19 protein-coding genes are annotated in these 24245 nt (G+C 55.0%); 4 read left to right on the top strand and 15 right to left on the bottom strand.

Translation table 11 applies throughout. The features are described from left to right. Window positions 1-59 precede the first annotated feature (59 nt). From cobA to KP22_RS12715, 7 genes are all read right to left on the bottom strand, one after another. Window positions 60-893 (bottom strand): uroporphyrinogen-III C-methyltransferase, encoded by an 834-nt coding sequence (gene cobA / locus KP22_RS12745; RefSeq protein WP_039298479.1) that lies wholly within the window; start codon window positions 891-893, stop codon window positions 60-62. A gap of 25 nt (window positions 894-918) precedes the next feature. Beyond that, window positions 919-3627 (bottom strand): nitrate reductase, encoded by a 2709-nt coding sequence (locus tag KP22_RS12740; protein WP_039324585.1) that lies wholly within the window; start codon window positions 3625-3627, stop codon window positions 919-921. Further along, window positions 3624-7811, bottom strand: a complete 4188-nt coding sequence (gene nirB, locus KP22_RS12735; RefSeq protein WP_081926245.1) for a nitrite reductase large subunit NirB — start codon at window positions 7809-7811, stop codon at window positions 3624-3626. The genes KP22_RS12740 and nirB overlap by 4 nt, the downstream gene beginning before the upstream one ends. Window positions 7812-7830: 19 nt before the next feature. Continuing rightward, the gene (locus tag KP22_RS12730) at window positions 7831-8625 is read right to left on the bottom strand and encodes an ABC transporter ATP-binding protein (protein ID WP_039298473.1); all 795 of its coding nucleotides are present in this window, start codon (window positions 8623-8625) and stop codon (window positions 7831-7833) included. A gap of 10 nt (window positions 8626-8635) precedes the next feature. Further along, window positions 8636-9550, bottom strand: a complete 915-nt coding sequence (gene ntrB / locus KP22_RS12725) for a nitrate ABC transporter permease (protein ID WP_039298470.1) — start codon at window positions 9548-9550, stop codon at window positions 8636-8638. A 12-nt stretch (window positions 9551-9562) separates the two neighbouring features. After that, the gene (locus KP22_RS12720; RefSeq protein WP_039324584.1) at window positions 9563-10822 is read right to left on the bottom strand and encodes a CmpA/NrtA family ABC transporter substrate-binding protein; all 1260 of its coding nucleotides are present in this window, start codon (window positions 10820-10822) and stop codon (window positions 9563-9565) included. 659 nt (window positions 10823-11481) lie between these two features. After that, window positions 11482-12771, bottom strand: a complete 1290-nt coding sequence (locus tag KP22_RS12715; RefSeq protein WP_039298465.1) for a nitrate regulatory protein — start codon at window positions 12769-12771, stop codon at window positions 11482-11484. Between the two features lie 146 nt (window positions 12772-12917). Here KP22_RS12715 and KP22_RS12710 point away from each other — a divergent pair, with 146 nt between their 5' ends. After that, window positions 12918-13283: a YidH family protein gene (locus KP22_RS12710; protein ID WP_039298462.1), complete on the top strand. Its 366-nt coding sequence runs from the start codon at window positions 12918-12920 to the stop codon at window positions 13281-13283. Between the two features lie 3 nt (window positions 13284-13286). Next, on the top strand, window positions 13287-13613 hold the full coding sequence (locus tag KP22_RS12705; RefSeq protein ID WP_039324583.1) for a DUF202 domain-containing protein: 327 nt from the start codon (window positions 13287-13289) through the stop codon (window positions 13611-13613). A gap of 53 nt (window positions 13614-13666) precedes the next feature. On the opposite strand, the gene fdhE is transcribed toward KP22_RS12705, so the two are convergent. The 8 genes from fdhE to KP22_RS12665 form a co-directional block, all read right to left on the bottom strand. Then, the gene (gene fdhE, locus KP22_RS12700; RefSeq protein WP_039324581.1) at window positions 13667-14596 is read right to left on the bottom strand and encodes a formate dehydrogenase accessory protein FdhE; all 930 of its coding nucleotides are present in this window, start codon (window positions 14594-14596) and stop codon (window positions 13667-13669) included. A gap of 394 nt (window positions 14597-14990) precedes the next feature. Next, a complete protein-coding gene (locus KP22_RS12695) occupies window positions 14991-16430 on the bottom strand; it encodes an aminotransferase-like domain-containing protein (RefSeq protein WP_039324580.1) in 1440 nt (479 codons plus the stop codon). 108 nt (window positions 16431-16538) lie between these two features. Then, the gene (locus KP22_RS12690) at window positions 16539-17261 is read right to left on the bottom strand and encodes a glutamine amidotransferase (RefSeq protein ID WP_039324579.1); all 723 of its coding nucleotides are present in this window, start codon (window positions 17259-17261) and stop codon (window positions 16539-16541) included. Between the two features lie 220 nt (window positions 17262-17481). Then, the gene (locus KP22_RS12685) at window positions 17482-17958 is read right to left on the bottom strand and encodes a YlaC family protein (protein WP_231566818.1); all 477 of its coding nucleotides are present in this window, start codon (window positions 17956-17958) and stop codon (window positions 17482-17484) included. Window positions 17959-18116: 158 nt separating this feature from the next. Continuing rightward, window positions 18117-18746 (bottom strand): NAD(P)H-binding protein, encoded by a 630-nt coding sequence (locus tag KP22_RS12680; protein WP_039324578.1) that lies wholly within the window; start codon window positions 18744-18746, stop codon window positions 18117-18119. Continuing rightward, the gene (gene hutX, locus KP22_RS12675; RefSeq protein WP_039324577.1) at window positions 18743-19243 is read right to left on the bottom strand and encodes a heme utilization cystosolic carrier protein HutX; all 501 of its coding nucleotides are present in this window, start codon (window positions 19241-19243) and stop codon (window positions 18743-18745) included. Before hutX ends, KP22_RS12680 begins: the two co-directional genes overlap by 4 nt. Window positions 19244-19257: 14 nt before the next feature. After that, on the bottom strand, window positions 19258-20571 hold the full coding sequence (gene hutW / locus KP22_RS12670; protein ID WP_039298441.1) for a heme anaerobic degradation radical SAM methyltransferase ChuW/HutW: 1314 nt from the start codon (window positions 20569-20571) through the stop codon (window positions 19258-19260). A gap of 392 nt (window positions 20572-20963) precedes the next feature. Further along, on the bottom strand, window positions 20964-22556 hold the full coding sequence (locus tag KP22_RS12665) for an ABC-F family ATPase (protein ID WP_072012581.1): 1593 nt from the start codon (window positions 22554-22556) through the stop codon (window positions 20964-20966). 117 nt (window positions 22557-22673) lie between these two features. Between KP22_RS12665 and KP22_RS12660 the strand changes: the two genes are divergently transcribed. Both KP22_RS12660 and KP22_RS12655 read left to right on the top strand, forming a co-directional pair. Continuing rightward, entirely contained in the window at window positions 22674-23570 is an 897-nt protein-coding gene (locus KP22_RS12660) for a PhzF family phenazine biosynthesis protein (protein WP_039324576.1), read from the top strand. A 13-nt stretch (window positions 23571-23583) separates the two neighbouring features. Beyond that, complete coding sequence (locus tag KP22_RS12655) at window positions 23584-24159, top strand: GNAT family N-acetyltransferase (protein WP_039324575.1); 576 nt, start codon at window positions 23584-23586, stop codon at window positions 24157-24159. Window positions 24160-24245: the final 86 nt, after the last annotated feature.

Below are 24245 nucleotides of genomic sequence, written 5' to 3'. Positions count from 1 at the left end.
GCCTCGAAGAAAAACCGGTTTATGTCGAGGCGCTGGTTGTAGGTAGGGAGCCGTTGCCATCAGGCGGCTTCATGTTTTTCCATCGTCAGCAGTGCGGGAGTGGCTTCAACACGCAGCGCAGAGTGACGGCAGAAACGGACAACGTCACCGACCACCAGCAGGCTGGGCGACTGTGGCTGATAGCGCGCCAGCAATGCTGGTAACGTAGCCAACGTAGCGGTCAGTAATCGCTGATCGGGTTGCGTGCCGCGTTCGATAATCGCTACCGGTGTCTGCGCTGATAGCCCGTGTTCGATAAGACGCTGGCACAGCCGACTGCTGTGACTCAGTCCCATATAAAACACCAGCGTTTGCTGGCTGTCCGCCAGCGTCGGCCAGTCCAGTTGCGGCTCGCCGTCGCGCGAATGCCCAGTGACGAAACGTACCGACTGCGCACAGGCACGGTGCGTCAGCGGCAGTCCCACTGCCGCCGCACAGCCCGTCGCAGCAGTAATACCCGGCACCACATGACAGACAATCCCCGCCTGCTGAGCATAGTCCATCTCTTCACCACCGCGACCAAAAATAAACGGGTCGCCGCCCTTGAGACGAATGACTCTCTGCCCAGCCTGCGCCAATTCGACCAACAGCTGATTGATTTTTTCCTGCGACAATCGATGGCAACCGCGCGTTTTACCGACGTCGATACACAGCGCCAGTTCCGGCACCAGATCCATAATCTCTGCCGACACCAGCCGATCGTAGACCACCACATCCGCCTGCTGGATCGCACGCAGCGCCTTCAGCGTCAACAGTTCCGCATCGCCCGGCCCTGCGCCCACCAGCCAGATTTCACCACCGAGTACGGGCTGACGCCGCTGACCCTGTGCCAATATTGATTGTGTTGTCATCATGTCACACCTCATTACGCCGCGGCGCTTAACCTGCTTTTTTCAATTCATTGACCGTTATTGGCACATGCTGGCTCAATAACGCCTTCAATTCGGGGATGCAGGAACCGCAGTTGGTGCCGCATTTCAGTGCACCGCCTAATGCCGCCACGCTGTGGCATCCTTGACGAATCGCGCCGACAATGCTGTCCTCACCAACGCTATAACAACTGCAAATCGTGGCCCCCTGCTTCACCTGCCCGTGCGGCGCCTGACCTGCCAACAGCGCATGGCGCTCATGTGGCAACTGTGGTGGAGCCATAAACGCCTGACGTACCGCATCGCTGTCGATGTTTAGCGACTGCGCACTGACATAGCAGGCCAGGACCACGCGGCCCTCTCGCCAGCCAATCAAGTGAAATACGCCTTTGCCCTGTGCGATTTGGCATTGCATATTTTCCAACCCATAGTGTTCCGCCAGCCATGCCTGCCAATCGTCTACCGGCGTGCGGTCGGCAAATAGATACTGTGTCACGCCCTCATGAGGGATCTTGCTCCAATAGGTCGAGGGCGGCGGCAGAACATCATGCTCAGCCGGTAACGCTAAGGGTGATGACATCGGTTCGTCGGCAAAGAATAGCGTGGCCTGCCAGGCGGTATGCCACGGCTGGATACGCACCCGACTGTGCTTGCTTTCCGGCTGACCGGAATAAGGATCGGTAATCGGAGCAACTAAACTGTCGGCCCGCGCCTGAGCGCTGAACTGCTGATTCCAGTGCATCGGTACAAACACACTACCGCGCGCTTGCCCGGCGTCGAGTCGCGCCCGCACCAGCATCCAACCATGCGCTGAAGACAGACGCACCAGATCGCCCGCCTGAATGTCATGCGTTTTCGCATCCTGTGGATGCAGTTCGCAGTAAGGTTCACTGATATGACGCATCAGACGAGCCGCTTTACCGGTACGTGTCATGGTGTGCCACTGATCGCGGATGCGTCCGGTGTTCAGCACCATTGGGTATGCCGTGCTCCACGGACTTTGCGGCAGTGATGGGGCAACCGCCACCAGATGCGCTTTGCCATCGGCATGCCAGAATCGACCATCGTCACCCAGTCGGGCGCGTCCGTTTGGGAATGCCGCATTCACCGGCCACTGTATCGGTTCCAACTGCTGCCACTGCTGATTGCTAAGCGCCGCCAGCCCGCTGATATCAAACGCACGACTGCCGTTATTCTCAAACCCGGACAGCGCCGCATGTTCACGGAAGATCTCTGCGGGATGCTGATAAGTAAACGCGTCGGCAAATCCCATGCGCTGTGCGACCTGACTTAACATCCACCAGTCGGCTTTGGCCTCTCCCGGCGCAGGTAGAAAAGCACGCTGACGAGACAATCGGCGTTCGGAATTGGTTACCGTGCCGTCTTTTTCTCCCCAGCCCAGCGCGGGGAGTAAGATGTCGGCGGTTTCTGCGGTATCGGTATGGCGCATCACCTCAGAGACAATCACCAGCGGGCAGCGTTCCAATGCCTGTTTCACCCGGTCAGCATCCGGCATCGATACCACCGGATTGGTGCCCATAATCCACACGGCTTTAATATCGCCACATTCAACCGCGCGGAATAGATCCACCGCATTCAGGCCGGGCTGTGTCGCCACGTTATCGCTTTGCCAAAAACGCCCCACACGCTCGATATCCTGCGGCGTAAAGCCCATATGACTGGCAAGCTGATTAGCCAGTCCACCAACTTCCCGCCCCCCCATGGCATTTGGCTGTCCGGTTATCGAAAAGGGGCCACTACCGGGTAAACCGATTTTTCCGCTCAGCAGGTGGGCATTGATGATCGCATTGCACTTATCACTGCCCGAAGACGACTGATTAACGCCCTGCGAATAGAGCGTGACCACCTTCTCGCGGGTGCTGAACAGGTGATAGAAACACTCAATATCCGCTTTATCTAACTGACAGAAATCCGCCACCTGCGCTACCGACCATGCCTGTGCTGACTGTAATGCTGCTTCCGCGCCGGAAAAACGCTCGGCCAACTCGGTGCGATCGATGCGTGGATCTTGTGCAATCCAATGCAGCAGGCCGTTGAACAGCCCGGCATCGCTGCCGGGTTGCAGCGGTAAATGCAGGTCGGCAATGTCGCAGGTTGCGGTGCGTCGCGGATCGATCACCACCACCTGCATCTGTGGCCGCTGCTGTTTCGCCTGCGCCAGCCGCTGATACACCACCGGATGTGCCCAGGCGGTATTAGATCCCACCAGCACCACCACATCCGCCAGCTCGATATCTTCATAATTACAGGGAACAGCGTCTGCTCCCAGCCCGCGCTTGTAGCCGATCACCGCAGATGCCATGCAAAGCCGCGAATTGGTATCCATATTGGCGACGCCAATGAAGCCTTTCATCAGCTTGTTAGCGACGTAGTAATCTTCCGTCAGCAGTTGGCCTGAACCATAAAACGCTACCGACTGCGGGCCGTGCTGCTGCATGGTCGCCAGTAGCCGTTCAGCCACCGTATCAAGCGCCCGATCCCAGCTAACGCGACGCCCTTCCACGAGCGGCCACAGCAGGCGGCCTTTTAGATCCAGCGTCTCTCCCAGCGCGGAACCTTTGACACACAGCCGCCCCAAGTTAGCCGGATGCGTCGGATCGCCACTGATTTTTACCTCACCTTGCCCATCGTGTTCTGCCAGCACACCACAGCCGACGCCACAATACGGACAGGTGGTCCGACAGACGCCCGCGTTCATGATGCTTTCGCCATGTCATTTTCTGCCATACCGACGCTTTCCGGCACGGCTAGCGGTTGACGGCATACCCAAATCTCGTCGTGTTCCACACGCACCGGCCAGGCACGCACGTACTGCGTGCTGTCATCCGGGCTGACACCATCCCGCAGCTTGAAACGTTTCTTGTACAGCGGAGAAATCACCACCGGTTCACCCGCGACATCGCCGATCAGCCCACGCGACAGCACATTCGCCCCGCTGCCCGGTTCGTGGTTTTCTAACGCGTACACCTGCTGCTCACTGCCCGGTAGGTGGAACAGCGCGATCTGCTGCTGTCCGAGACGGGCCGCCATTCCGGCATGACGCGGAATGTCACCCAGCGTTGCTACCTGTACCCATTCCGCTTCATGCGTGGCAGGCTTCAGGACTACCGGCTCTGGCGATACCGTTTTTTCATGTTCCTGCGCCGGACGAATCTGTCCACGCTCCGGCACCATCACTACCGCCTCATCTGGGCTATCGCTGTTCAGGAAACCGCGGAATAGCGCCAGACGTTCCGGGCTTTCCAGCGTGGTTTGCCATTCGCACTGGTAGGCATTCACCACGCGCTGCATCTCTTTATCTAACTCTTTACCGATATTCAGGCTGTCTTCCAGAATCACCTGGCGCAGATAGTCGATACCGCCTTCCAGATTATCCATCCAGGTACTGGTCCGCTGGAGGCGATCGCCAGTACGAATATAAAACATCAAGACCCGATCGATGGTGCGCAGTAAGGTTTCGGTATCCAGATCGCTGGCAAAAAGATCCGCATGGCGCGGTTTCATGCCACCGTTGCCGCACACGTAGAGGTTCCAGCCTTTATCCGTGGCAATCACACCGATATCTTTACTTTGTGCCTCCGCACATTCACGGGTACAGCCGGAAACCGCCATTTTGACTTTATGCGGCGAGCGCAGCCCCTTATAACGGTGCTCCAATTGGATCGCCAGCCCAGTGGAGTCCTGCACGCCGTAGCGGCACCAGGTCGATCCCACACAGGATTTAACGGTGCGCAGTGATTTTCCGTAGGCATGACCGGTTTCAAATCCGGCGTCGATCAACTCACGCCAGATTTCCGGAAGCTGTTCCAATCGCGCACCAAATAAGTCCACCCGCTGACCGCCAGTGATCTTGGTGTACAGGTTATAGCGCTGCGCCACCTGACCGATGGCGATCAAACCTGCTGGCGTGATCTCCCCTGCCGGAACGCGTGGCACGACGGAATAGGTGCCATCTTTCTGGATGTTGGCAAAGAAACGATCGTTGGTATCCTGCAACGGCAGGTGCTGAGGTTGCAGCAGATAGTCATTCCAGCAAGACGCCAGCATCGACCCCACCAGCGGCTTACAGACTTCACAACCTAAACCGTGCCCGTAACGCTCAAGAAGGCTGTCGAACGAGCGGATCTCATGCACGCGGATCAGGTGATACAGCTCCTGACGCGAATAGGCAAAGTGCTCGCAAATGTCCTTCTTCACTTCGACGCCCAGTTGCGTCAGTTCATACTCCATCACCTGTTTCAGTAACGGCACACAGCCGCCGCAGCCCGTCCCCGCCTTGGTGCAGGTTTTCAGCGCACCCAGTTCACCACAGCCACCCGCGACCGCAGCTGAAATGTCGCCTTTGCTGACGTTATGGCAGGAGCAAATCTGTGCGCTAGCTGGTAAGGCCGCCACGCCCAGCCCTTTCGGTGCATCGCCAGAACGCGCCGGTAAAATCAGTCCTTCCGGCTGTTTAGGCAACGGCATATCGTTGAGCATCATTTGCAGCAGCGTGCTGTAATCGCTGCTGTCGCCAATCAATACCGCACCCAGCAAATGCTTGCCGTCGGCAGACACCACGATTTTCTTGTAGACCTCGTTCGGGCCGTCCGTCCACTGGTAGCTTTGGCTTCCTGCCGTGCGCCCGTGCGCATCGCCAATCGAAGCAACTTCTACGCCCAGCAGTTTCAATTTGGTACTCATATCAGCGCCGGTAAACGGCGTATCGCGCTGCGCTAACGTATCTGCCACGCTGCGTGCCATCTGGTAGCCCGGTGCTACCAGCCCGAAAATCTGACCTTTCCACAGCGCACACTCGCCGATGGCAAAAATAGCGTCGTCTGAGGTCTGGCAGCGGTCATCAATCACAATGCCGCCACGCGGCCCTTTTTCTAAATCGCAGCTCTCCGCCAGCTTGTCACGCGGGCGAATCCCTGCGGAAAATAACACTAAGTCGGTTTCCAATACGCTGCCGTCGGCAAAGCAGAGACGATGCAACGCCTGCTCGCCGTCGGTGATCTCGCGCGTTTCTTTACTGAGATGAATCTGTACGCCCAGCGCTTCAATTTTACGCCGCAGCATGGCAGCCCCGCCGTCATCCAACTGCACCGCCATCAGGCGCGGTGCAAACTCCACCACATGGGTGTCCAGCCCCAGTTGACGCAGGGCATTGGCGGCTTCCAGCCCCAGTAAACCACCGCCAATCACCACGCCAGACTTGCCCTTTTTCGCCTGTGCTGCAATCGCATCCAGATCGTCTAGCGTGCGATAAACCAGACAGCCGGGGCGCGTATTGCCGGGAATCGGCGGAACAAAGGCATAAGAGCCCGTCGCCAGCACCAGTTTGTCGTAGGCGGTTTCTCTGCCCTGCGCGTCACACACGCACTGACGTTCACGATCGATCGCCACAATCTCGCTGGCGCTACGCAGTTCAATGCCGCTCTCGGCAAAAAAACCGTCTTTTACCAGTGACAGCGAGGCAGCGCTGCGCCCGGAAAAATACTCGGAGAGATGAACACGGTCATAGGCTTCATGGCGTTCTTCGCCAAATACCACGATGTGATAATGCTGGTGCAGGTCACGCTCAACCAACTGTTCAAGAAAATAGTGGCCGACCATACCGTGGCCTACGACCACTAAAATAGGTTTGCTCATGACAGGAATCCTTACAGCTTCAGGCTGTGAGTCAGAATCAAGGGAAGAAAGACCGAAAAGCAGCGTGGCTGGCGGTATCATCGCGCCCGCTGTCGTGCTCTCCATCGCGGCCAGCAGGCGCGGGCTGTCGTCGGTGTCGCCATACAGAAGGACACCGCTCAGTCGACCGTCACGCAGTAGCAGACGGCGATAGTGCTGCGTCTGCGGATCAAACGTGGTGTACACCTCATCATTCGGAGCAACGTTAATATCGCCGCCGCTGACCACGCCAATACCCGTGACTTTCAGCCGCGTCGTCGCCTGCTCACGCTGATAGTCTTGTGGTGCATGCCCGGCAAGGCGCTGTGCCACCAGCGTGGCATGAGCGAAGCACGGAGCCACCAGCCCGAACGTTTCGCCATTGAGTTCGCAGCATTCACCGATTGCGCTGATATGCGGGTCGGCAGTTTGCAACTGTCCGTCCACCAGCACACCGCGGTTACAGGGCAAGCCACACTCGCGCGCCAGTTGGCTAGCAGGAATCACCCCCGCGGTCACCACCACCAGTCCTGCCGGAATCATGCGGCCATCTGCCAGTTCGACCGCCGTTACGCCACGTGCGTTACCATGCAGCCCTGCAACCTGCACATCCGTCTCGCAGGCAATACCGCGAGCCCGTAGGCTGTCGCACAGCAGGTCGCTCGCCGTGGCGTCCAGTTGGCGCTCCATCAGAACCGGAACGCGATGCAGCAGCGTGACGTCGGCACCGCGCAGTTGCAGCGCCGCTGCCGCCTCAATACCGAGCAGCCCTCCGCCAATCACCACCGCAGGAACGGACTGGCTAATCGTCGCCAGCATCAGTTCAACATCATCCAGCGTGCGGAAGCCGCACACGCCTGCCAGATCGATACCGGGCATCGGCGGCATAAACGGCGTTGACCCCGTCGCCAACACCAGATGGTCGTAAGCCAGCTGCCGTTGCGTCGTTGTCACCTCTTGCTGTTGGCGATTGATATGGATTACCCGTTCACCCAGCAGATAATTCACCGGCAGCGCCGCATCGTCGTCGATAGCCGCAGGCGTCAGCAGCGTATCCGCAAACGCTTTTTCGCCGCTTAATACTGGCGACAACAGGATGCGGTTATAGCTGGCGCGCGGCTCATCCCCAATCACGGTGATTCGGTAACGCGTCGCAGTCAGTTGCCGTAGCACATCGACGAATCGCGCACTTGCCATTCCGTTACCAATCACAATCAGATGCGGTTTCATCATCGTTCCGGCCTCGTTATCAGGCTGCTTTAGGCTGTTTTTCATATAAGAAATGCAGTACCTGCTGACGGTAGTGGTGGTAGCGTGGATCGTCAGCCAACACGACGCGTGAGCGCGGACGCTCCAGCTCGACTTTCATGATTTCACCGACCGTCGCCGCGGGGCCGTTGGTCATCATCAGCACGCGATCCGACAGTAGCACCGCTTCGTCAACGTCGTGCGTGATCAGCACAATCGTGGTTTGCAACCGCTGCTGAATCTCCATCACTGCATCCTGAAGATGTGCGCGGGTCAGCGCATCCAGTGCGCCGAACGGTTCATCCATCAGCAGTACTTTCGGCTTCATGGCCAGCGCGCGGGCAATTCCCACACGCTGCTTCATCCCGCCGGAGATCTCATTCGGCCGTTTGTTCAGCGCGTGCTCCATATGCACCAGTTCAAGATTGTGGACAATCCATTCGTGCATTTCGTGCTTGTTCATCTGCCCGCGAAATACCTGACGTACCGCCAGTGCGACGTTTTCGTAGGTGGTCAGCCACGGCAACAACGAGTGGTTCTGAAAGACCACGCCGCGCTCCGGCCCCGGGCCGTCGATTTCACGGTTGTCACACAGCAGGCCGCCGCTGCTTGGCAGCGTCAGGCCGGCAATCAGGTTCAATAACGTGGACTTGCCGCAGCCGGAATGGCCGATCAGGCTGATCGTCTCACCGGTGTGAATATCAAAACTCACCTGATCCAGCGCCAGAAACTCACCGCTGGCGGTATTGAAACGCTGGCTCACCTTCTGCACTTGAATAATCGGTGTTGTACGCATCGTCGGCTCCTTAGCGGTTGTCATAGCTGAAACGGTTAGCAATCCACACCAGTCCCTGCTCAAGCAGCAGACCGATGACGCCAATCACCACGATGGCGATGATAATGTTTTCCACATTCAGGTTGTTCCACTCATTCCAAATCCAGAAGCCGATACCGACGCCCCCGGTCAGCATCTCCGCCGCCACAATCACCAGCCAGGCAATACCAATAGACAGGCGCACGCCGGTCAACACGTTAGGCAGCACCGCTGGCAACAGAATTTTGCGCATGATGGTAAATTCGGAGAGCTTCAGCACCCGCGCCACGTTCAGATAATCCTGCGGGATACGGCGTACGCCTTCGGCGGTATTGAGGATCATCGGCCAGATAGAACAGATGAAAATAGTCCAACTGGATGCCGGCTCCGCACGCTGGAACAGCAGCAGACCGATAGGCAGCCATGCCAGCGGGCTGACCGGACGCAGCAGCGAAATAATCGGGTTGAGCATGTTGGCCAGAAAGGTAAAGCGCCCAATCAGGAAGCCTGCTGGAATACCCACCAGCGCCGCCAGCCCGAAACCGATAGCCACGCGTTGCAGCGAGGCCAATACGTTCCAGCCGATACCCTGATCGTTCGGCCCTGCGATGTAAAACGGATCGGCAAAAAGGCTGAGCGCCGCGAGCCAGGTCGACCAAGGCGTTGGAAAGTTTTCACTGTTGAGCGCGGCAATTTGCCAGACGGCAACCAGCAGCCCCAGCCCCAGTCCCGCAGGGAACAGTTGTTGAAACAGCTTACGCAGCAGCGGGCGGTAGGCGAAAACAGGCGTTGCCGATGCTTTTTCAGGCGTCGCTGATTTGGTTGGCAGCGGCATAATTTCAGCGCTGTGCACGGGTTCCGGGACGTTGTCCGCAGTAATCGGAATAATTTGGGCCTGGTTTTTCATCATCAACCTCACTTATTTCTTCACGCTAAAACTGTTGGCATAACCCACCGGATCGCTACCGTCCCAGCGGCGACCATCGATGAGCACGCTGCTGCGCATGTCGCTACCGGGCAACGGCACATTCCCTACGGCATCAGCCGCCTGCTTGTAGATATCAATGCGGTTAACCTGCTTCGCGACAGCCAGATAGTCCGGTTCTTCAGTGAGCAAGCCCCAGCGTTTGTGCTGGGTGAGGAACCACATTCCGTCGGACAGATACGGGTAGTTCACCGAACCGTCATGGTAGAAACGCATCGCGTGTTCGTCTTTCCAGCTTTTCCCCAGCCCGTTTTCGTACTCGCCCAGCATGCGTCCGACGATGGTCTCTTCTTTGGCGTTGATGTACGCGCGTCCGGCAACCACGCCAGCCGTCTCGCGGCGGTTGTCGTCCGAAGCATCAATCCAGCGCGACGCATCGAGGATCGCGGCGGTCAACGCGCGAGCGCTATTCGGATTGGCGTTCGCCCAGTCAGCGCGAGTACCCAGCACTTTTTCCGGGTGGTCCGGCCAAATGTCTTGCGAGGTGGCGGCGGTAAAACCAATTTTTTCGCTGATAGCACGTTGGTTCCACGGTTCGCCGACGCAGTAGCCGACCATGTTGCCAATCTTCATGTTCATCACCATCTGCGGCGGCGGCACCACTACGGTACGAACGTCGTTCAGCGGATGAATCCCTGCGGAGGCCAGCCAGTAGTAGAGCCACATGGCATGCGTGCCGGTTGGGAAGGTTTGCGCAAAGGTGTAGGTGCCCGCCGGGCTGGCGGAGATATATTTTTGCAGTGCGGCGAGATCCGTGACGTTAGCTTCACGCAGTTGGTTCGCCAGCGTGATCCCTTGTCCGTTCTGGTTGAGCGTCATCAGTGCCGCCATGTTGCTCTGCGATCCGGACAGCCCCATTTGCAGGCCGTACAGTTGACCATACAGAATGTGTGCGGCATCCAACTCGCCCGATACCAGCTTGTCACGTACCGAGGCCCAACTAGCTTCTTTGCTGGGAACGAGGGTGATGCCATATTTCTTATCGAAACCTTTTACTGCCGCCATCACGACCGAGGCGCAGTCCGTTAATGGGATGAACCCAACCCGGATTTCCTTTTTCTCCGGCGCATCGGAACCCGCAGCCCAGGCACTATTCATCAACCCCGGCAGCATCAGGCTACCTCCTAGTGCGGCGCTGCCCAATAGAAACTGGCGGCGAGAGACGGTCATGCTCTTGGTTTTGGAATCACTCATCAACGACACCTTTTGCGCAAAATGCCTTTTCAGGCGGTAAAAACAAAAACGGCGTCCACAAGCCCATGCAAAATCTGCACGCTTATGGACGCCGTTGTCCGATTAACACCTTCCGCACCGCCGTTGGCCCGAAACGCATTATGAATGTTTGGTTGTTGCTAGTGAGTTAAAGCAAGGTTTGTGCCAGATGTCACAGTTTTACATATTGCCGAGGGGCATGCTTTGATCGAGAGGTGAATTGAAATTTCGATAACAATATGTAATTTAAGGTTATTATTTCGTGCGCCAGAATATTGCCATTTCTATGCTACGTCGTAGCACGCGCCCGACACGGGGCGCTCAGTCGCCGCCGCCCCGTGACCCGCGGCTTTCCGCGAGAAATAACGTCGCTACGCGATACCTTCAGAAAAAACAGCCTCTTAACGGACCGCCGTTGACGCGTTCCCGACGCGACAACGGCTTTCGCGGCTTCCCTGCCGCTCATCCTAAGCCTGTTTTTTCTTCAGCGTTATTTACGCTCATCACAACACAACAACAGCGAAAACCAGCTACGCACGAAACCACCACCCACAACCATTGACTCCGCGATTTCCTCTTCACAAGACAGAGTTTTGCACCGCCAGCTGGCAGAACACGCACAGTTCATGTGCATATACCTCTTAAGGGGTATCTCCGAATACGTCTGCCACCGCGAGCATTGCAGCGGCGATTTCAATGAGCTTTTTATTCTGGCTCATCGCCATACGCCTCAAGGTTTTGTAGGCGTCTTCTTCACTTAATCCTCGGTGCTGCATCAGCAACCCCTTCGCACGATCGATCTGTTTTCTTTCATTCAACGTGGCACGCAGGGCGGTCAATTCATGATCCAGCACTTGTAAGCGCCGCGACTGTTGCTGAACCAGAGAAAGCAGCGAGCGCCCCAGCTGTGGGCTGACGCCATCGCTATGTAGCCAACCGGGCTGCGCGTTTTGCCCTTCCATGTCGTGACCGGCAATAAATATCGAATAGCCTGGTTCGTCATTTTCCTGCTGCGCCATCAGCTCTTCGAGATCCGCCCGCTGATCGCTACACGCCTTCTCCGCTGCCGCAATACGAGTACGGCAGCGCTGCATCAACGTCTGCTCCAGTTCATCTTCCATCTGTTTCATTTCGTCGATACGCCGTGTGGCAATCGAAAACCAGTGCAGACTATCGGTTTCCGACAGTTTTTCTATCGGGCTGCGAGTGCACACAATACGGCGCAGGCGCTCAAACTCGCTGTCTGCCGCGATAGCACGCCAGCGCTGCTGGTTTTCTTCATCACTAAAACTCAGAAAAGTATCGAAACAACGCTCCTGCCGCTCGATCAAATCCAGCAGCTTTTGTCGAGTGTCCTCATCGACACTCCCCGCCGCATAGGCCGCCGCACCAATAGCACGCTCCTGCCCCGCTAGCTCTTTGCCCTGCATGAAGCTGAACATGGCAATCAACGCGCGGGAAATCCCTGGGTCGGCAGCCGTATCCGACACCTCAAATACCAGCGCCAGCAGGTTACGAATAATGTCGTTAAAGAATGTCATCGCCTGCGGCTGAGGCAGCAAACGCTGGCTAATCCGCTGGCGCAGCGCGGGCAGTAGGCTCAGCGCATAGACTACGCTGGCGACGCGGCTGAATAAACGGCTCGCCTGCGGCAATTCCGCCGTCATTTTTTCCAACCCGGCCAGATGCGTCATCAGATGCGTCTGCGCCGCCTGTACGTCTTTTTCACGTAATACCAGTTCATCGGCGAAGAATCGGCCATCGGAACAAAGAAACAGGTTGGCCGTTCCCCGTTCACGCTGCAATAGATGCACAAGCTGGCTGATTTTTCCCACCAGCTCACCACTTTGCAGCAGGTAACGCAGGCTGTTTAGCTCACACTGGCGCGAGGCAAGTAAAAATCGAATTGTCGTTGAAGGCTCCGCTACCATCGCTGTCTCTCCTGAAAGTTTTCAGGGAATAAGCAAATAACGATCCAGTTCGCCTTTTTTATCTACTGGCAAAGACGTTAAACTATACAGGGTGATATCTGAGCCGCTACGGTCTTCCATTCCTTCATTCAGAAAAAGACAACGACATGACGCTCCCTAAGCAGGACAACTCTCGGTGGTGGAGTCAGGGGAAAACCCCGGACTACCGTTTTTCATTAGCGAATGAACGCACCTTTCTGGCATGGATCCGCACCGCGCTAGCGTTTCTGGCAGGTGCGGTGGGTATCGATCAATTTACCGTGCATATCGATCCGCTGCTGCGTCAAGGGCTATCGTTGTTACTGGTCGTCAGTGCGGCGCTGTTGGGCGGCTTGGCCTATCGTCGGTGGGTCAGTAATGAAAAAGCCATGCGACAGGAAAATGATATGCCGTACACGCCGATGCTACTGATCGTGACGCTGTTTATCACCCTCATTGCCATCGCACTCGCCGCCATGATTCTGCTCGGATAGCGTATGCAGACCACTCGCGATCCGGGGTTACAGCCACAGCGAACCGGCATGGCGTGGTCCCGTACTCTGTTTGTGATGCTGATCAATAGCCTGCTGTGTTTTCGCCTCAGTATGGTAGACGATAGCCGCGCGGTGTTTGCCTGCGCCATGCTGCTGTTATGCGTTTCCGCTCTGATGTCGGTGCTGGCGATTGTGCGTTATCGTTTTAATGTCAGTTGCCAGTTGGTGCTATCACACATTAGCCACGGGCTGATCGTGCTGACATCCGCGTCAATTGTGATCACTGCGCTGGTATTGCTGCTACATTTCAGCGGTGTGTGGCAAAGGTAGGTTTTCTGGAAGAAAGGCGGTGAAGCTCAAACGCGCTTCACCGATGAGATAGGTTATTCGATCGAGCTTTCTGGGAACAGAAACGGGTTGATGCTACTGCGAGAAAAACCTTCCTCCTCCATTTTCACATCCAGCACCAGCGACGCCAGATCGTCGGCGACGGCTTCCACGCGGTGATCTTTTTCCTGATATAACAGCTTCATATATGTGCCGCAGTGACCACAGCTTTCCGCTTTAATCGCAGCGTTTTCGCTATCCAACGACCAGTAATTGAGCTCACTGGACTCTTCACAGTTGCTGCATTTCACCCGCACCATGTGCCATTCGCTCTCGCACAGATTACAGTGCAGATAACGCAGTCCGCTGGACGTACCTAGCTGCACCACGCCAGAGACGGGAATACTGCCGCACACGGGGCAGAACTGGCGATGTTCACCCGGTATGGCGCGCGCTTTGCCAGGCAGTTGGCCTGCCATCTGCGCCCAAAACAACGACAGTGCCGCCCAGATGAACGGGGCTTTATCGTTGTTTTCGGCACGAAACTCATGTTGCAGAAGTGCCGTCGCCTGTTCTTCCAGCTCTTGATCTGAGACTTTTTCCAGATTTTCCAGCGTGGATAATACCTGCCCGCTGGCGTCCGGTTTCAATTCTTCGATCAACGCACGCAGCAGCGTGTGCCAGTGCGGATCACGCGGAAACACCGCGATATCGAGCGGCGGGCGTTCGCCGGACTGTTTCAGCACATCACTCAGATCAAGCTCCAACGGGTGATCGTGCAACACCTTCTGCTGGGCTTCCACCACGCCTGCGGCGAAGGTGAGATAATCTCCCAGCGGGTGGTCTTCAGCTAACTGACGCAGGCGCTCCGCGCGACTGCTGTATAGGCTTTTCAAATTGGCAAAAAGCAGCGGAGGGATATGCCCTTCCCGCGTTGACTGTTCATTCTGTTCTAACTGTTCCTGAGGAACAATGCGAATACTCATCAGGGGATTCTTCCTGTTGTTTACGTTGTCTATCCGATAGATTTCGGGGTGCGGGAAGGCTGCCTGCGTGGTCCGAAAGATAGCGGGTATCGCTTAACGCCGATCGTTTAAAGATTGAGATACACGGGGCGACCACAGGGTGAGGCGTCCCTACGGGAACCTTCCCCTGTGTTTTCCCTAAAAACGGGCTTAAATAACCAGCATTCGGGTATCACTCACCTTTGATAGGGATTATACCCATCGCGCCGAGCGACTTCCTGATTTCTGGCAAGGTTATGCCTGTTTTTAGTCATCAATGCCTTTCAGCCATCAATGCCGTGGCCTCCCCACTTTCTGCCATAACGGGAACAGTAGCAGAAAAGCGGCAAATCTCTCCACACCCATAAAGGGGTGCTCAGGTCATACGAGAGGATAGCTGCGCCCGAATCAGCGAGGCTAAGGCGATCACGCTTTGTTCGCAGCGCTCGTCCCAGTCATAGGACGCGTTGAAACGGAAGTAGCGATCGTATTTGTCGCCAGTCGTGAACATTTTACCCGGTGCAATGCTGACGCCGCGTTCCAGCGCACGACGGTAGAGTTCCGTGCTGCTCACACCTTCGGGCAATTCCAGCCAGAGAAAATAGCCGCCTTGAGAATGATTAATGCGGACTTCACCCGGTAGATGTCGATGTAGCGACTGTAGTGCCGCGTGTTTTCGTTGCTCCAGCGCCCGTCGCAGGCGGCGCAGGTGGCTGTCATAGCTGCTGGTCGCCAGATAGTCCGCAATCGCCAGTTGCATCGGTGCGCTGGTTGATAATGTACTCATGAGTTGTAAACGCTGAATACTTCCCGCATAGAGTCCGGCCGCCACCCAGCCGATGCGGAACCCTGCCACCAGATTTTTAGAAAAGGAGGAACAGTGCAGAATCGTGCCTTTTTTATCCAGTGCCTTGGCAGGCAACGGGCGTTGCAGACCGGTGTAAAGCTCGCTGTAGACGTCATCCTCTACCAGCCCAACGCCGTGGTTTTCCAGCATCGCCACCAGCCGCTGTTTCTTCTCCCAGGACAGCGTACAGCCGAGCGGATTATGAAAATTAGTCATCAGCCAGCAGGCTTTGATCGGGTAGTCATTCAATGCCTGCTGTAGGGCGTTAAGATCGATGCCCTGCTGCGGATCGGTCACAATCGCAATAGCTTTGAGCTTAATGCGTTCAATGGCCTGTAGCGCACCGTAAAAAGCCGGAGACTCGATCACCACATAGTCACCCGGCTCCGTCAGCACCTGAAGGCTGAGATTGAGGGACTCCATCGCCCCTGCCGTAATCACAATCTCATCAGGCGAAATGGCAATGCCCTGCAACGCATAGCGCTGGGCGATATGCTTCCTCAGACTTTCATTACCCGGTGGCAAATTATCCAGCGCACTCTGCGGCTGCATATGACGCGCCACCGAGGCCAGTGAACGCGTCAACTGACGCTGTGGAAAGAGCTGCGGATCGGGAAACGCCGATCCGAACGGCATCACCGACGAATCTTTGCTGGCCTGAAGCACGTCAAAAATAAACGCATTGACGTCTACGTCTTCGGTCAACTGAACACGTTCCTGCTCCACTGGCGAATGCAGGTTATCTGCGGGTAATGCGGACAGCTGCGGTGCAGCGTAATAACCCGATTGTGGACGCGACACAATCAACCCCTGACTTTCCAGCAGTTGATACGCATGCAGCACGGTCATCAGGCTCATACCCGAATGCAGTGATTTTTCACGCAGCGAGGGCAGTTTGTCGCCCGGCTGCCAGATCCCTTCCTGAAGCTGCTCGCGGATCTGGTGAGCAAGCTGTTCAAACTTTGCCATAGCGCTACAGTTTCGCTGGGTGAGTATGTCATTACTTTGGATTCGATCATCACCGATGGGTGGCGATCGAGCAGGACACGTTATCGAGACCGCCGAGTTGAACGCGTGCTATTTCGCCGCGTAACGCTGTACAAAATCCAGCAAGATCTTACGCGCCCAAACCGGCTCTTGTTGAATATCCATCATCCGATCGACATCCCAACCGCCCTGTCGTAACGCGGTTTCATTATAACGCAGGCACGTCAACATAACGTCAACGCTGAATTCTGGGTGGAACTGCACGGTCAAGACTTTGTCGCTATAGCGGATAATCTGGCAGCCGTCCATCTCTGAACTTGCCAGCACCTGTGCACCTTCAGGCGGTTCCAGCACGGACTGTTGGTGGGTCAGATAAGCGCCGAACTGCGATGGATAGTCACGCAGTAAGGGGTCTTGTGCTGCGGCATCGTGGGTTGTCACAACCTGAACGCCAACTTCCTTGCCGTTCGGGTTATCGCCTACTTTGCCGCCCAGCGCATCGGCCAGCAACTGATGCCCATAACACACGCCAAGCAGTGGGACATCCGCGTGATACGCCTCGCGCAGCCAGCCCGCGGTATATTCACTCCAGTCCAGTCGATCCGTTACCATCGACCACGAACCGGAGATAATCACGGCTGCCAACGCGTCAAACGGCGGTAGTGATTCGCCAAGATCGGGGCGAACCACCTGTACTGGCTGAGAGTTATCCTGTACCGCATCGCTAAACCATTTCCCCTGCTGCCCAACCTGAGAGGCAATACCTTCCGGCGGTTGGCCCAACTGAATCACCAGCAATACCTTTTCACTCATCGTCTTGTTCTGCCCATATCGAAAAATCATCAGTCTGAAAAATCAAAAGAAATGCTACGTTCGTCGCTTACAACGAACGTAGCACTCTGTTTTTATGAAAACCAGTCTTTATGAAAACGAATCCCTGAGCAATCCAGACACCATGCAAACCTCAGCATGGTGAAAACGACGGGATGATCTGGTCATTAGGAAAGTGGATGGTCGGAGGGGAGATCGCTGGCTATGCCGAAGGCTGTTGCCGATAGGCCAACGAAAAAACGTCGTAGAAATCAACGTCACCTTTGGTACGCTGAATTTTCTCTATCCCTGCTTTCACAGCGGGCGGCACCTGCTCGTTGTGTAGCAGTTTATCCAGCGTGTTCTGCGATACGTGGCGGATCGTAAACCACTCACCGTTGTAGCAAACACGTAAATCCAACGTATCAATGTCTTCAAAGCGATAGGTCGGGTTGATATCTACCGAGAGCGCCAGCGTCATCACCAGCAGGAAGACGGTAAAGCCGATCAGGTACGGCAAACCAAAATAAGAGGCATAAAAGAGGATAATCGCAACCGGCACGTAGCTCGCCAGCATCGCGGCAAACAGATAAGGGTGTGACTGCATGAATTTGCGGCTAAAACGTATTTTATTGTCGCGTTTTTCTTCCCGATTAATACGTTCGATCTCTTCGGTCAGAAGGCGTTTTACTTCATCCATCGTCATCACCATCATGCTTAATGAATACAACACTGCTGGCGTCGATTAGAACATAGCCATATGAAAGATAACAGATACAGTTTTCGACAGATTAACTATAACAGTTTGCCTGCTGCGGGATAACGGCTCCAGCAGCATTGATGGCAAAATGACGGCAATTATGGAATCGCGGGCATGGTGAGATCGGGATCGATCAGATTGTAGATGTGATTGCCAAACACGGGCTGTTGCAGCAGTTGATCAACCGCCAGCGCCACATCTCTGCGTGACACCAATCCCAACGTAGCAGCCCCTTGCGTCAGTTTCGCATTGTGCGTCGCCACCACGTCCAGCAGGCCGCCGGGACGGACGATACAGTGATCCAACGTGCTGCTTTGCAGCCAGCTTTCTGCCAATGATTTCTCACGTACCGCAAAGCCAAACGCGGCTCTGGCGCGTGCCGACAGCAGCGGCCAGCTATCACCGCACCCCAGTGAGGTCACCAGTAGCATACGCTTGATACCAGCCTGCTCTGCGCCGTCAATCACCGTTCGGTGCCCCTGATAATTTACCGTGCCGCCCCCCATTGTCGATACCACAATGGCGGACGGCCCAGCGACACGACAGGCTTCAGCCACCGTTTCTGGGTCGCAGGCATCGCCTTCTACCACCGTCATACCCTGCCCACGCCAGTGTTTAGCCTGTTCAGGGTTGCGTAATACCAGCACTACTGCCTGCTCGCACTCAATGGCGCGCTGTAATAAGCAAGCGCCAACCCCATTGCCTGCGCCGAAAAGTAACCACGTCATACCTGCTCCGGTTGTAATTCACTCGCCAGCGCACGGAACGCGTCAACCTGAGCGCTCAGCAACTGGCGGTGGCTGTCTCGTCCAAGGAAAATTTTAAACATCGCCGCACCACTGGCATTAAAGAACACCACAGACGCCGTGTCCATCCCCATGAACTTACGCTCGATAAACGCAATATGCTGACAATTCGTCGCGCGGATGTGTCCACTCAGGCCATTTTTGCCACGCAAATTAAAGTAACCGTGGCGGTGCGTCCCGGTTGGCAGCTCGCTCTTAAACTCCAGAATCGCATCCGCCGTGTGGCTAATGAGCGTCACTTCCCCCCAGGTCGCAATCGTGTCCCACACCCGATCGAAACGCTCACCCGTCGCCAGCGTACGCTGAGCCGCGGGTAGAGCCTCAACGACGGCAAACAGCGAGGTATTGTACTTTCCGGCAATCTCTTCCAACGTGCCATCAGGGTTGGTTGCCAGTAATTCATTCAGTGTCATGGTCATGACTGCGTCTCCGGTTAGTGGGCATGCTCTTCGGCATTAAGCTGAGGGATAATTTGTTGTAATGCCTGCATCAGGTTATTCGCCCAGAAGCGGCCATCGTTGGTCAAACGCAGGCAGGTGGAATCGTCACAGGTCAAACCGGCCTGATGCCACTGGCTCAGCAAGGGCTGAAGTTCACGGGCATGCTGGGTCAGTTGAGGCAGTTTGATGCGCCCAACCTCAATACCCGCCTGAAGCTGATGTTGCCATGGTCCGGTAGGACTGGCTGGCGTCATCATCATGATCGGTTTTTGCCCTTGATCGATCTGCTGGTAATAGCGTTCCAGACTGCGTTCCATCATGTAAGCCTGTCCGTTGATATTACCGCCCGCCCCACTCCCCATTGCCAGACAATCCGCGCCTTGCTTAATCAACAGGTTGTACAGATTGCGTTCACGCGTGGTGCGCGCCCAGTGGCTGTTACTAAGCTGGTGCCAGCCCGCATCGGCCAGAAATGCCGCGCCAGTCCGATAAAAGTCACGCCGAGCGACCACATCAGGTAGCGCAACACGCTGGTTTTCAGCCGCTTTCGCCAACGGCGTTGTCGGTAACAGATTAAGTGCATACAGATCGACGCCGTCTAACGGTAAATCGCTGACAATCGCCAGATCTTCACGCCAAATTTCTGGCGTTTGTTCCGGTAGGCCGAACATCAAATCGCATACCACTGCGGCTCTGTCCCGCCCACATAAGCGTTCAAGGAAGCGGATTGACTGCTGCTTATCCGACGTACGCGCCATACGCTGACGAATCCGGGTATCAAATGTCTGAATTCCGATGGAGAAACGGTTCGCCCCTGCATCCAGACAGGCATCAATTCGCTCATCGTCAAAATCCATCGCCCGCCCTTCTACCGTAATTTCACAGTCTGGTGCTAAGGGCAGCGAAGTGCGAATCGCACGAATGATTTGCGACAGTTCATCAGCCGCCAGCGCCGTTGGCGTACCGCCGCCAAAGTAAACCGCGTGAATGGGTGCAGACTGATGTAACGGGCTGTCCGCTTCCATCGCTAATTCCTGCAATAGATAGCGGGTATAGGTCGCCGTACTGTCATCACGCAGTTTGTTTTGGTAAAAACCGCAGAACGTACAGTGCGTCGCGCAGAAAGGAATATGCAGATAGAGCAGACGCTTATGTGCAGGCACACTCTGCTGCTTTAGCGCCTGCCAACCGGCCGGAATTTGTTCTGGTGAAAGTGGCACATGGTTGCGCCAAGGCATTGCCATACGTCGGGCGCTAAAAGGCTGCTCACCGGGCTCGGCATAATACGGCGTCAAATCGATGTTCATTAACGGCCCCCAAAGAATCAATAAAATAAATTAAATGATAATTATTTTTATTTATCAATGTGGCGACATCATAAATGGATGTGCGGAATTTGAGTGAGGTAAAATAACGAAATGGATTAACAAATTATTTTCTTTTATGCAAACTAAAAACCATACGAGGGGAGATAGTTATCTTTTAGTTTCAAATGGTTATGCTATATGATTCTTTTCTGTTTTAACAATTCCAAAAAAATACCGCATTTATTAAAGTTCGTTAATTTAGATAATAAACAGGCGGATAAGTGAGTATTTCCGCCCAATACCGACATAGGCAAGAAGAGATAAAAAGAGAGAAGAACTGAGAATAGCCGTCCCCGTCCTAAACAGTGATTAGGACGGGGACGGCTTGTGGCTTACTGAATCCCCTGACTGCGCAGGTAATCTTCATAGTTGCCGGTGAAATCGTTCACTTTATTTGGCGTCATCTCCAAAATACGGGTTGCCAACGAGCTAACAAATTCACGGTCATGAGAAACGAACAGCAGCGTCCCTTCATACATTTCCAGCGCCATGTTCAGCGATTCAATGGATTCCATATCAAGGTGGTTAGTCGGCTCATCCATTACCAGAATATTCGGACGCTGCATCATCAGTTTACCGAACAACATGCGGCCCTTTTCACCACCGGATAACACTTTCACTTTCTTCTTGATATCATCCTGGCTGAACAGCAAACGACCCAGCACGCTACGTACAGCTTGCTCATCGTCTTTTTCCTGTTTCCACTGGCTCATCCAGTCAAACACCGTCAGCGTCTCATCGAATTCGTATTCGTGATCCTGCGCGTAGTAGCCAATTTTGGCATTTTCTGACCACTTCACGGTGCCGCTATCGGGTTCAAAATCACCAACCAGCGTTTTCAACAGCGTTGATTTACCAATACCGTTGGTACCCAAAATGGCGACTTTCTCACCGACTTCAACCATCAGACCCAGTTTGCTAAACAGCGGGCCGTTATCAAAACCTTTACTCAACGCTTCAACTTCCAGCGCATTACGGAACAGTTTCTTATCCTGATCAAAACGGATAAACGGGTTTTGACGGCTGGAGGCTTTCACTTCATCCAACTGAATTTTATCGATCTGGCGTGCACGCGATGTCGCCTGTTTGGATTTAGAGGCGTTGGCGCTAAAGCGGCTAACAAACGATTGCAGTTCGGAAATCTGCGCTTTCTTTTTGGCGTTATCGGCCAGTAAACGCTCGCGAGCCTGCGTCGCGGCCGTCATGTATTCATCATAGTTACCGGGATAAATACGCAGCTCGCCGTAGTCCAAATCCGCCATGTGCGTACAGACCATATTCAGGAAGTGACGGTCATGCGAGATAATGATCATGGTGCTGTTACGCTCATTCAGCACCTGCTCCAGCCAGCGGATAGTATCAATATCCAGGTTGTTGGTAGGCTCGTCGAGCAGCAGAATATCAGGATCGGCAAACAGCGCCTGCGCCAACAGAACACGCAGTTTCCAGCCGGGAGCAATCTCACTCATCAAGCCATAGTGCTGCTCAACAGGGATCCCCACGCCGAGTAACAGTTCGCCCGCCCGTGATTCTGCGCTGTAGCCATCCATCTCACCGTATTCCACTTCCAGATCGGCAACTTTATAGCCGTCGGCTTCGCTCATTTCAGCCAATGAGTAGATACGGTCGCGCTCTTCTTTTACCGCCCACAGCTCACCGTGGCCCATGATAACGGTATCCAGCACGCTGTATTTTTCAAACGCGAACTGATCCTGACGCAGTTTACCCAGACGTTCATTAGGATCGAGGAAGACGTTACCACCGCTCGGCACCAGATCGCCGCCTAGAATCTTCATAAAGGTGGATTTACCGCAGCCGTTCGCGCCAATCAAACCGTAACGGTTGCCACCGCCAAATTTAACGGAGATGTTTTCAAACAACGGCTTGCTGCCGAACTGCATGGTGATATTGTTGGTACTTAACACAGCACTTATACTCGAGTCGGAATGTGATTTGGCGCGCATTATGCCACAAGCGCGCGATAGGATCGCGGTTAGTTTTGAGTAATATTTAAGCGATAGCGCATACAGGAGAGAAATGCGATGCCTATACTACGCCGTTTCAAACAGGTCGACGTTTTCACCCAGCAGCCTTTCAAGGGCAATCCGCTTGCCGTCATTATGGAAGCGAATGGGTTAACCGATGCGCAAATGCAAGATATCGCTCGTTGGACAAACCTGTCAGAAACCACGTTCGTCCTGCCAGCTACCGATCCTTTAGCGGATTACCATGTTCGTATTTTTACGCCAGAGTCGGAAATGCCGTTTGCCGGACACCCGACGCTAGGCACCGCACATGCCCTGCTGGAAGAAGGATTGCGCCCTAAATCCCCAGGTCAGTTAGTGCAACAGTGTGGCGTTGGCTTAGTGCCCATTAATATTAATGATGACGGCAGTCTGGCTTTTCACGCGCCGCAGGCCACCATGGTTCCGTTTGGTGACGAGCACGCGCCACTGCTGGAAAAAACGCTGGGCATTACTGGTTTGGGTAGTGCCGCTATCGATAACTGCTACCCACCCACCGCGGTACACATGGGCATTCGCTGGCTTGTGATTCGCGTAGACAGCGCCGACACCTGTCTGAACATCACACCGGATGCAGAAGCACTCGCCGCCGTGGAAAATCTCAGCCAGACCAACGGCATCGCCATTTATGGCCCGCACGATAACGTGACGCCAGCCGATTATGAAGTTCGCACGTTCTACATAGAACGCGGCCATCTTAAAGAAGATCCCGTGACTGGCAGCGCCAATGCCTGTCTGGCAGCGCTGCTTCGTCAGCAGCATTCCACAAATATCATCACCGCACCGCTCAGCTATCTTGTGCGACAAGGCACGATGCTGCAACGTGATGGCCGTATTACTGTGACTTACCTGAACGATGAACCTTGGATCGGCGGGCACAGCGTCACGATCGTTGATGGAACATTGCAGCGTTAAAGAGAGGGATGTTATGGAAACGCCGATTGTAGATACGTTATTTGCAGACAACGTATTTGGGGACAAGCTGTATGAGCTACGCCATCAGCCCCATCTGCGCCTAACGATACAGGAAGAGAGCGACGCCGAGGCGCTCTTTACCCTGATTCAGCAGGAAAAACCGCGTCTGCGGCGAACGTTGCCTTGGCCGGATTCCGTTAAAAGCGTCGATGACACGCGAGAAACCATTCGCGACAACAGAAGGACGTTCTTCGACAAAACGGCCGCGGTATACGTCATCCGCTGGGACGACGCACTCGCCGGTATTGTGTCCTTCAACACGATTCAGGATAAAGAAGGCGTCATCGGCTACTGGATCGCCGAAGAATTTGAAGGTAAAGGCATTGTTTCTCAAGCGGTCAGCACGCTGATAGCGGCCTATGCCGATGCAAACCTCGTTGAACGCTGCATCATCAAAGCGTCAACAGCCAACACGCGTAGCAACGCCGTCGCCCAACGGCTTGGCTTCCGTTTTCATCACACCGAGAAAGATGCCGAGCAGATTGGTGAGCGGTGGTTCGATCACAATATTTATCACTATTGCGCCTGATACGATCTCATATTTCATTCCCTCACCTGATTCGCGGCCTATCGTGCGCGCATCAGGTTCTTTTCGCTCCCCGGTGTATTACGTTT

The sequence above is a fragment of the Pectobacterium betavasculorum genome (assembly GCF_000749845.1).
GTDB lineage: Bacteria > Pseudomonadota > Gammaproteobacteria > Enterobacterales > Enterobacteriaceae > Pectobacterium > Pectobacterium betavasculorum.
The sequence above is the reverse complement of the archived record's forward strand: the minus strand, read 5'-3'. Positions and strand labels throughout refer to the sequence as shown.

Excerpts from the sequence above, each read along its gene's own strand:
- cobA (WP_039298479.1), bottom strand. The coding sequence starts at position 893 with ATGATGACAACACAATCAATATTGGCACAGGGTCAGCGGCGTCAGCCC.
- KP22_RS12740 (WP_039324585.1), bottom strand. The coding sequence starts at position 3,627 with ATGAACGCGGGCGTCTGTCGGACCACCTGTCCGTATTGTGGCGTCGGC.
- nirB (WP_081926245.1), bottom strand. The coding sequence starts at position 7,811 with ATGAAACCGCATCTGATTGTGATTGGTAACGGAATGGCAAGTGCGCGA.
- KP22_RS12730 (WP_039298473.1), bottom strand. The coding sequence starts at position 8,625 with ATGCGTACAACACCGATTATTCAAGTGCAGAAGGTGAGCCAGCGTTTC.
- ntrB (WP_039298470.1), bottom strand. The coding sequence starts at position 9,550 with ATGAAAAACCAGGCCCAAATTATTCCGATTACTGCGGACAACGTCCCG.
- KP22_RS12720 (WP_039324584.1), bottom strand. The coding sequence starts at position 10,822 with ATGAGTGATTCCAAAACCAAGAGCATGACCGTCTCTCGCCGCCAGTTT.
- KP22_RS12715 (WP_039298465.1), bottom strand. The coding sequence starts at position 12,771 with ATGGTAGCGGAGCCTTCAACGACAATTCGATTTTTACTTGCCTCGCGC.
- KP22_RS12710 (WP_039298462.1), top strand. The coding sequence starts at position 12,918 with ATGACGCTCCCTAAGCAGGACAACTCTCGGTGGTGGAGTCAGGGGAAA.
- KP22_RS12705 (WP_039324583.1), top strand. The coding sequence starts at position 13,287 with ATGCAGACCACTCGCGATCCGGGGTTACAGCCACAGCGAACCGGCATG.
- fdhE (WP_039324581.1), bottom strand. The coding sequence starts at position 14,596 with ATGAGTATTCGCATTGTTCCTCAGGAACAGTTAGAACAGAATGAACAG.
- KP22_RS12695 (WP_039324580.1), bottom strand. The coding sequence starts at position 16,430 with ATGGCAAAGTTTGAACAGCTTGCTCACCAGATCCGCGAGCAGCTTCAG.
- KP22_RS12690 (WP_039324579.1), bottom strand. The coding sequence starts at position 17,261 with ATGAGTGAAAAGGTATTGCTGGTGATTCAGTTGGGCCAACCGCCGGAA.
- KP22_RS12685 (WP_231566818.1), bottom strand. The coding sequence starts at position 17,958 with ATGGATGAAGTAAAACGCCTTCTGACCGAAGAGATCGAACGTATTAAT.
- KP22_RS12680 (WP_039324578.1), bottom strand. The coding sequence starts at position 18,746 with ATGACGTGGTTACTTTTCGGCGCAGGCAATGGGGTTGGCGCTTGCTTA.
- hutX (WP_039324577.1), bottom strand. The coding sequence starts at position 19,243 with ATGACCATGACACTGAATGAATTACTGGCAACCAACCCTGATGGCACG.
- hutW (WP_039298441.1), bottom strand. The coding sequence starts at position 20,571 with ATGAACATCGATTTGACGCCGTATTATGCCGAGCCCGGTGAGCAGCCT.
- KP22_RS12660 (WP_039324576.1), top strand. The coding sequence starts at position 22,674 with ATGCCTATACTACGCCGTTTCAAACAGGTCGACGTTTTCACCCAGCAG.
- KP22_RS12655 (WP_039324575.1), top strand. The coding sequence starts at position 23,584 with ATGGAAACGCCGATTGTAGATACGTTATTTGCAGACAACGTATTTGGG.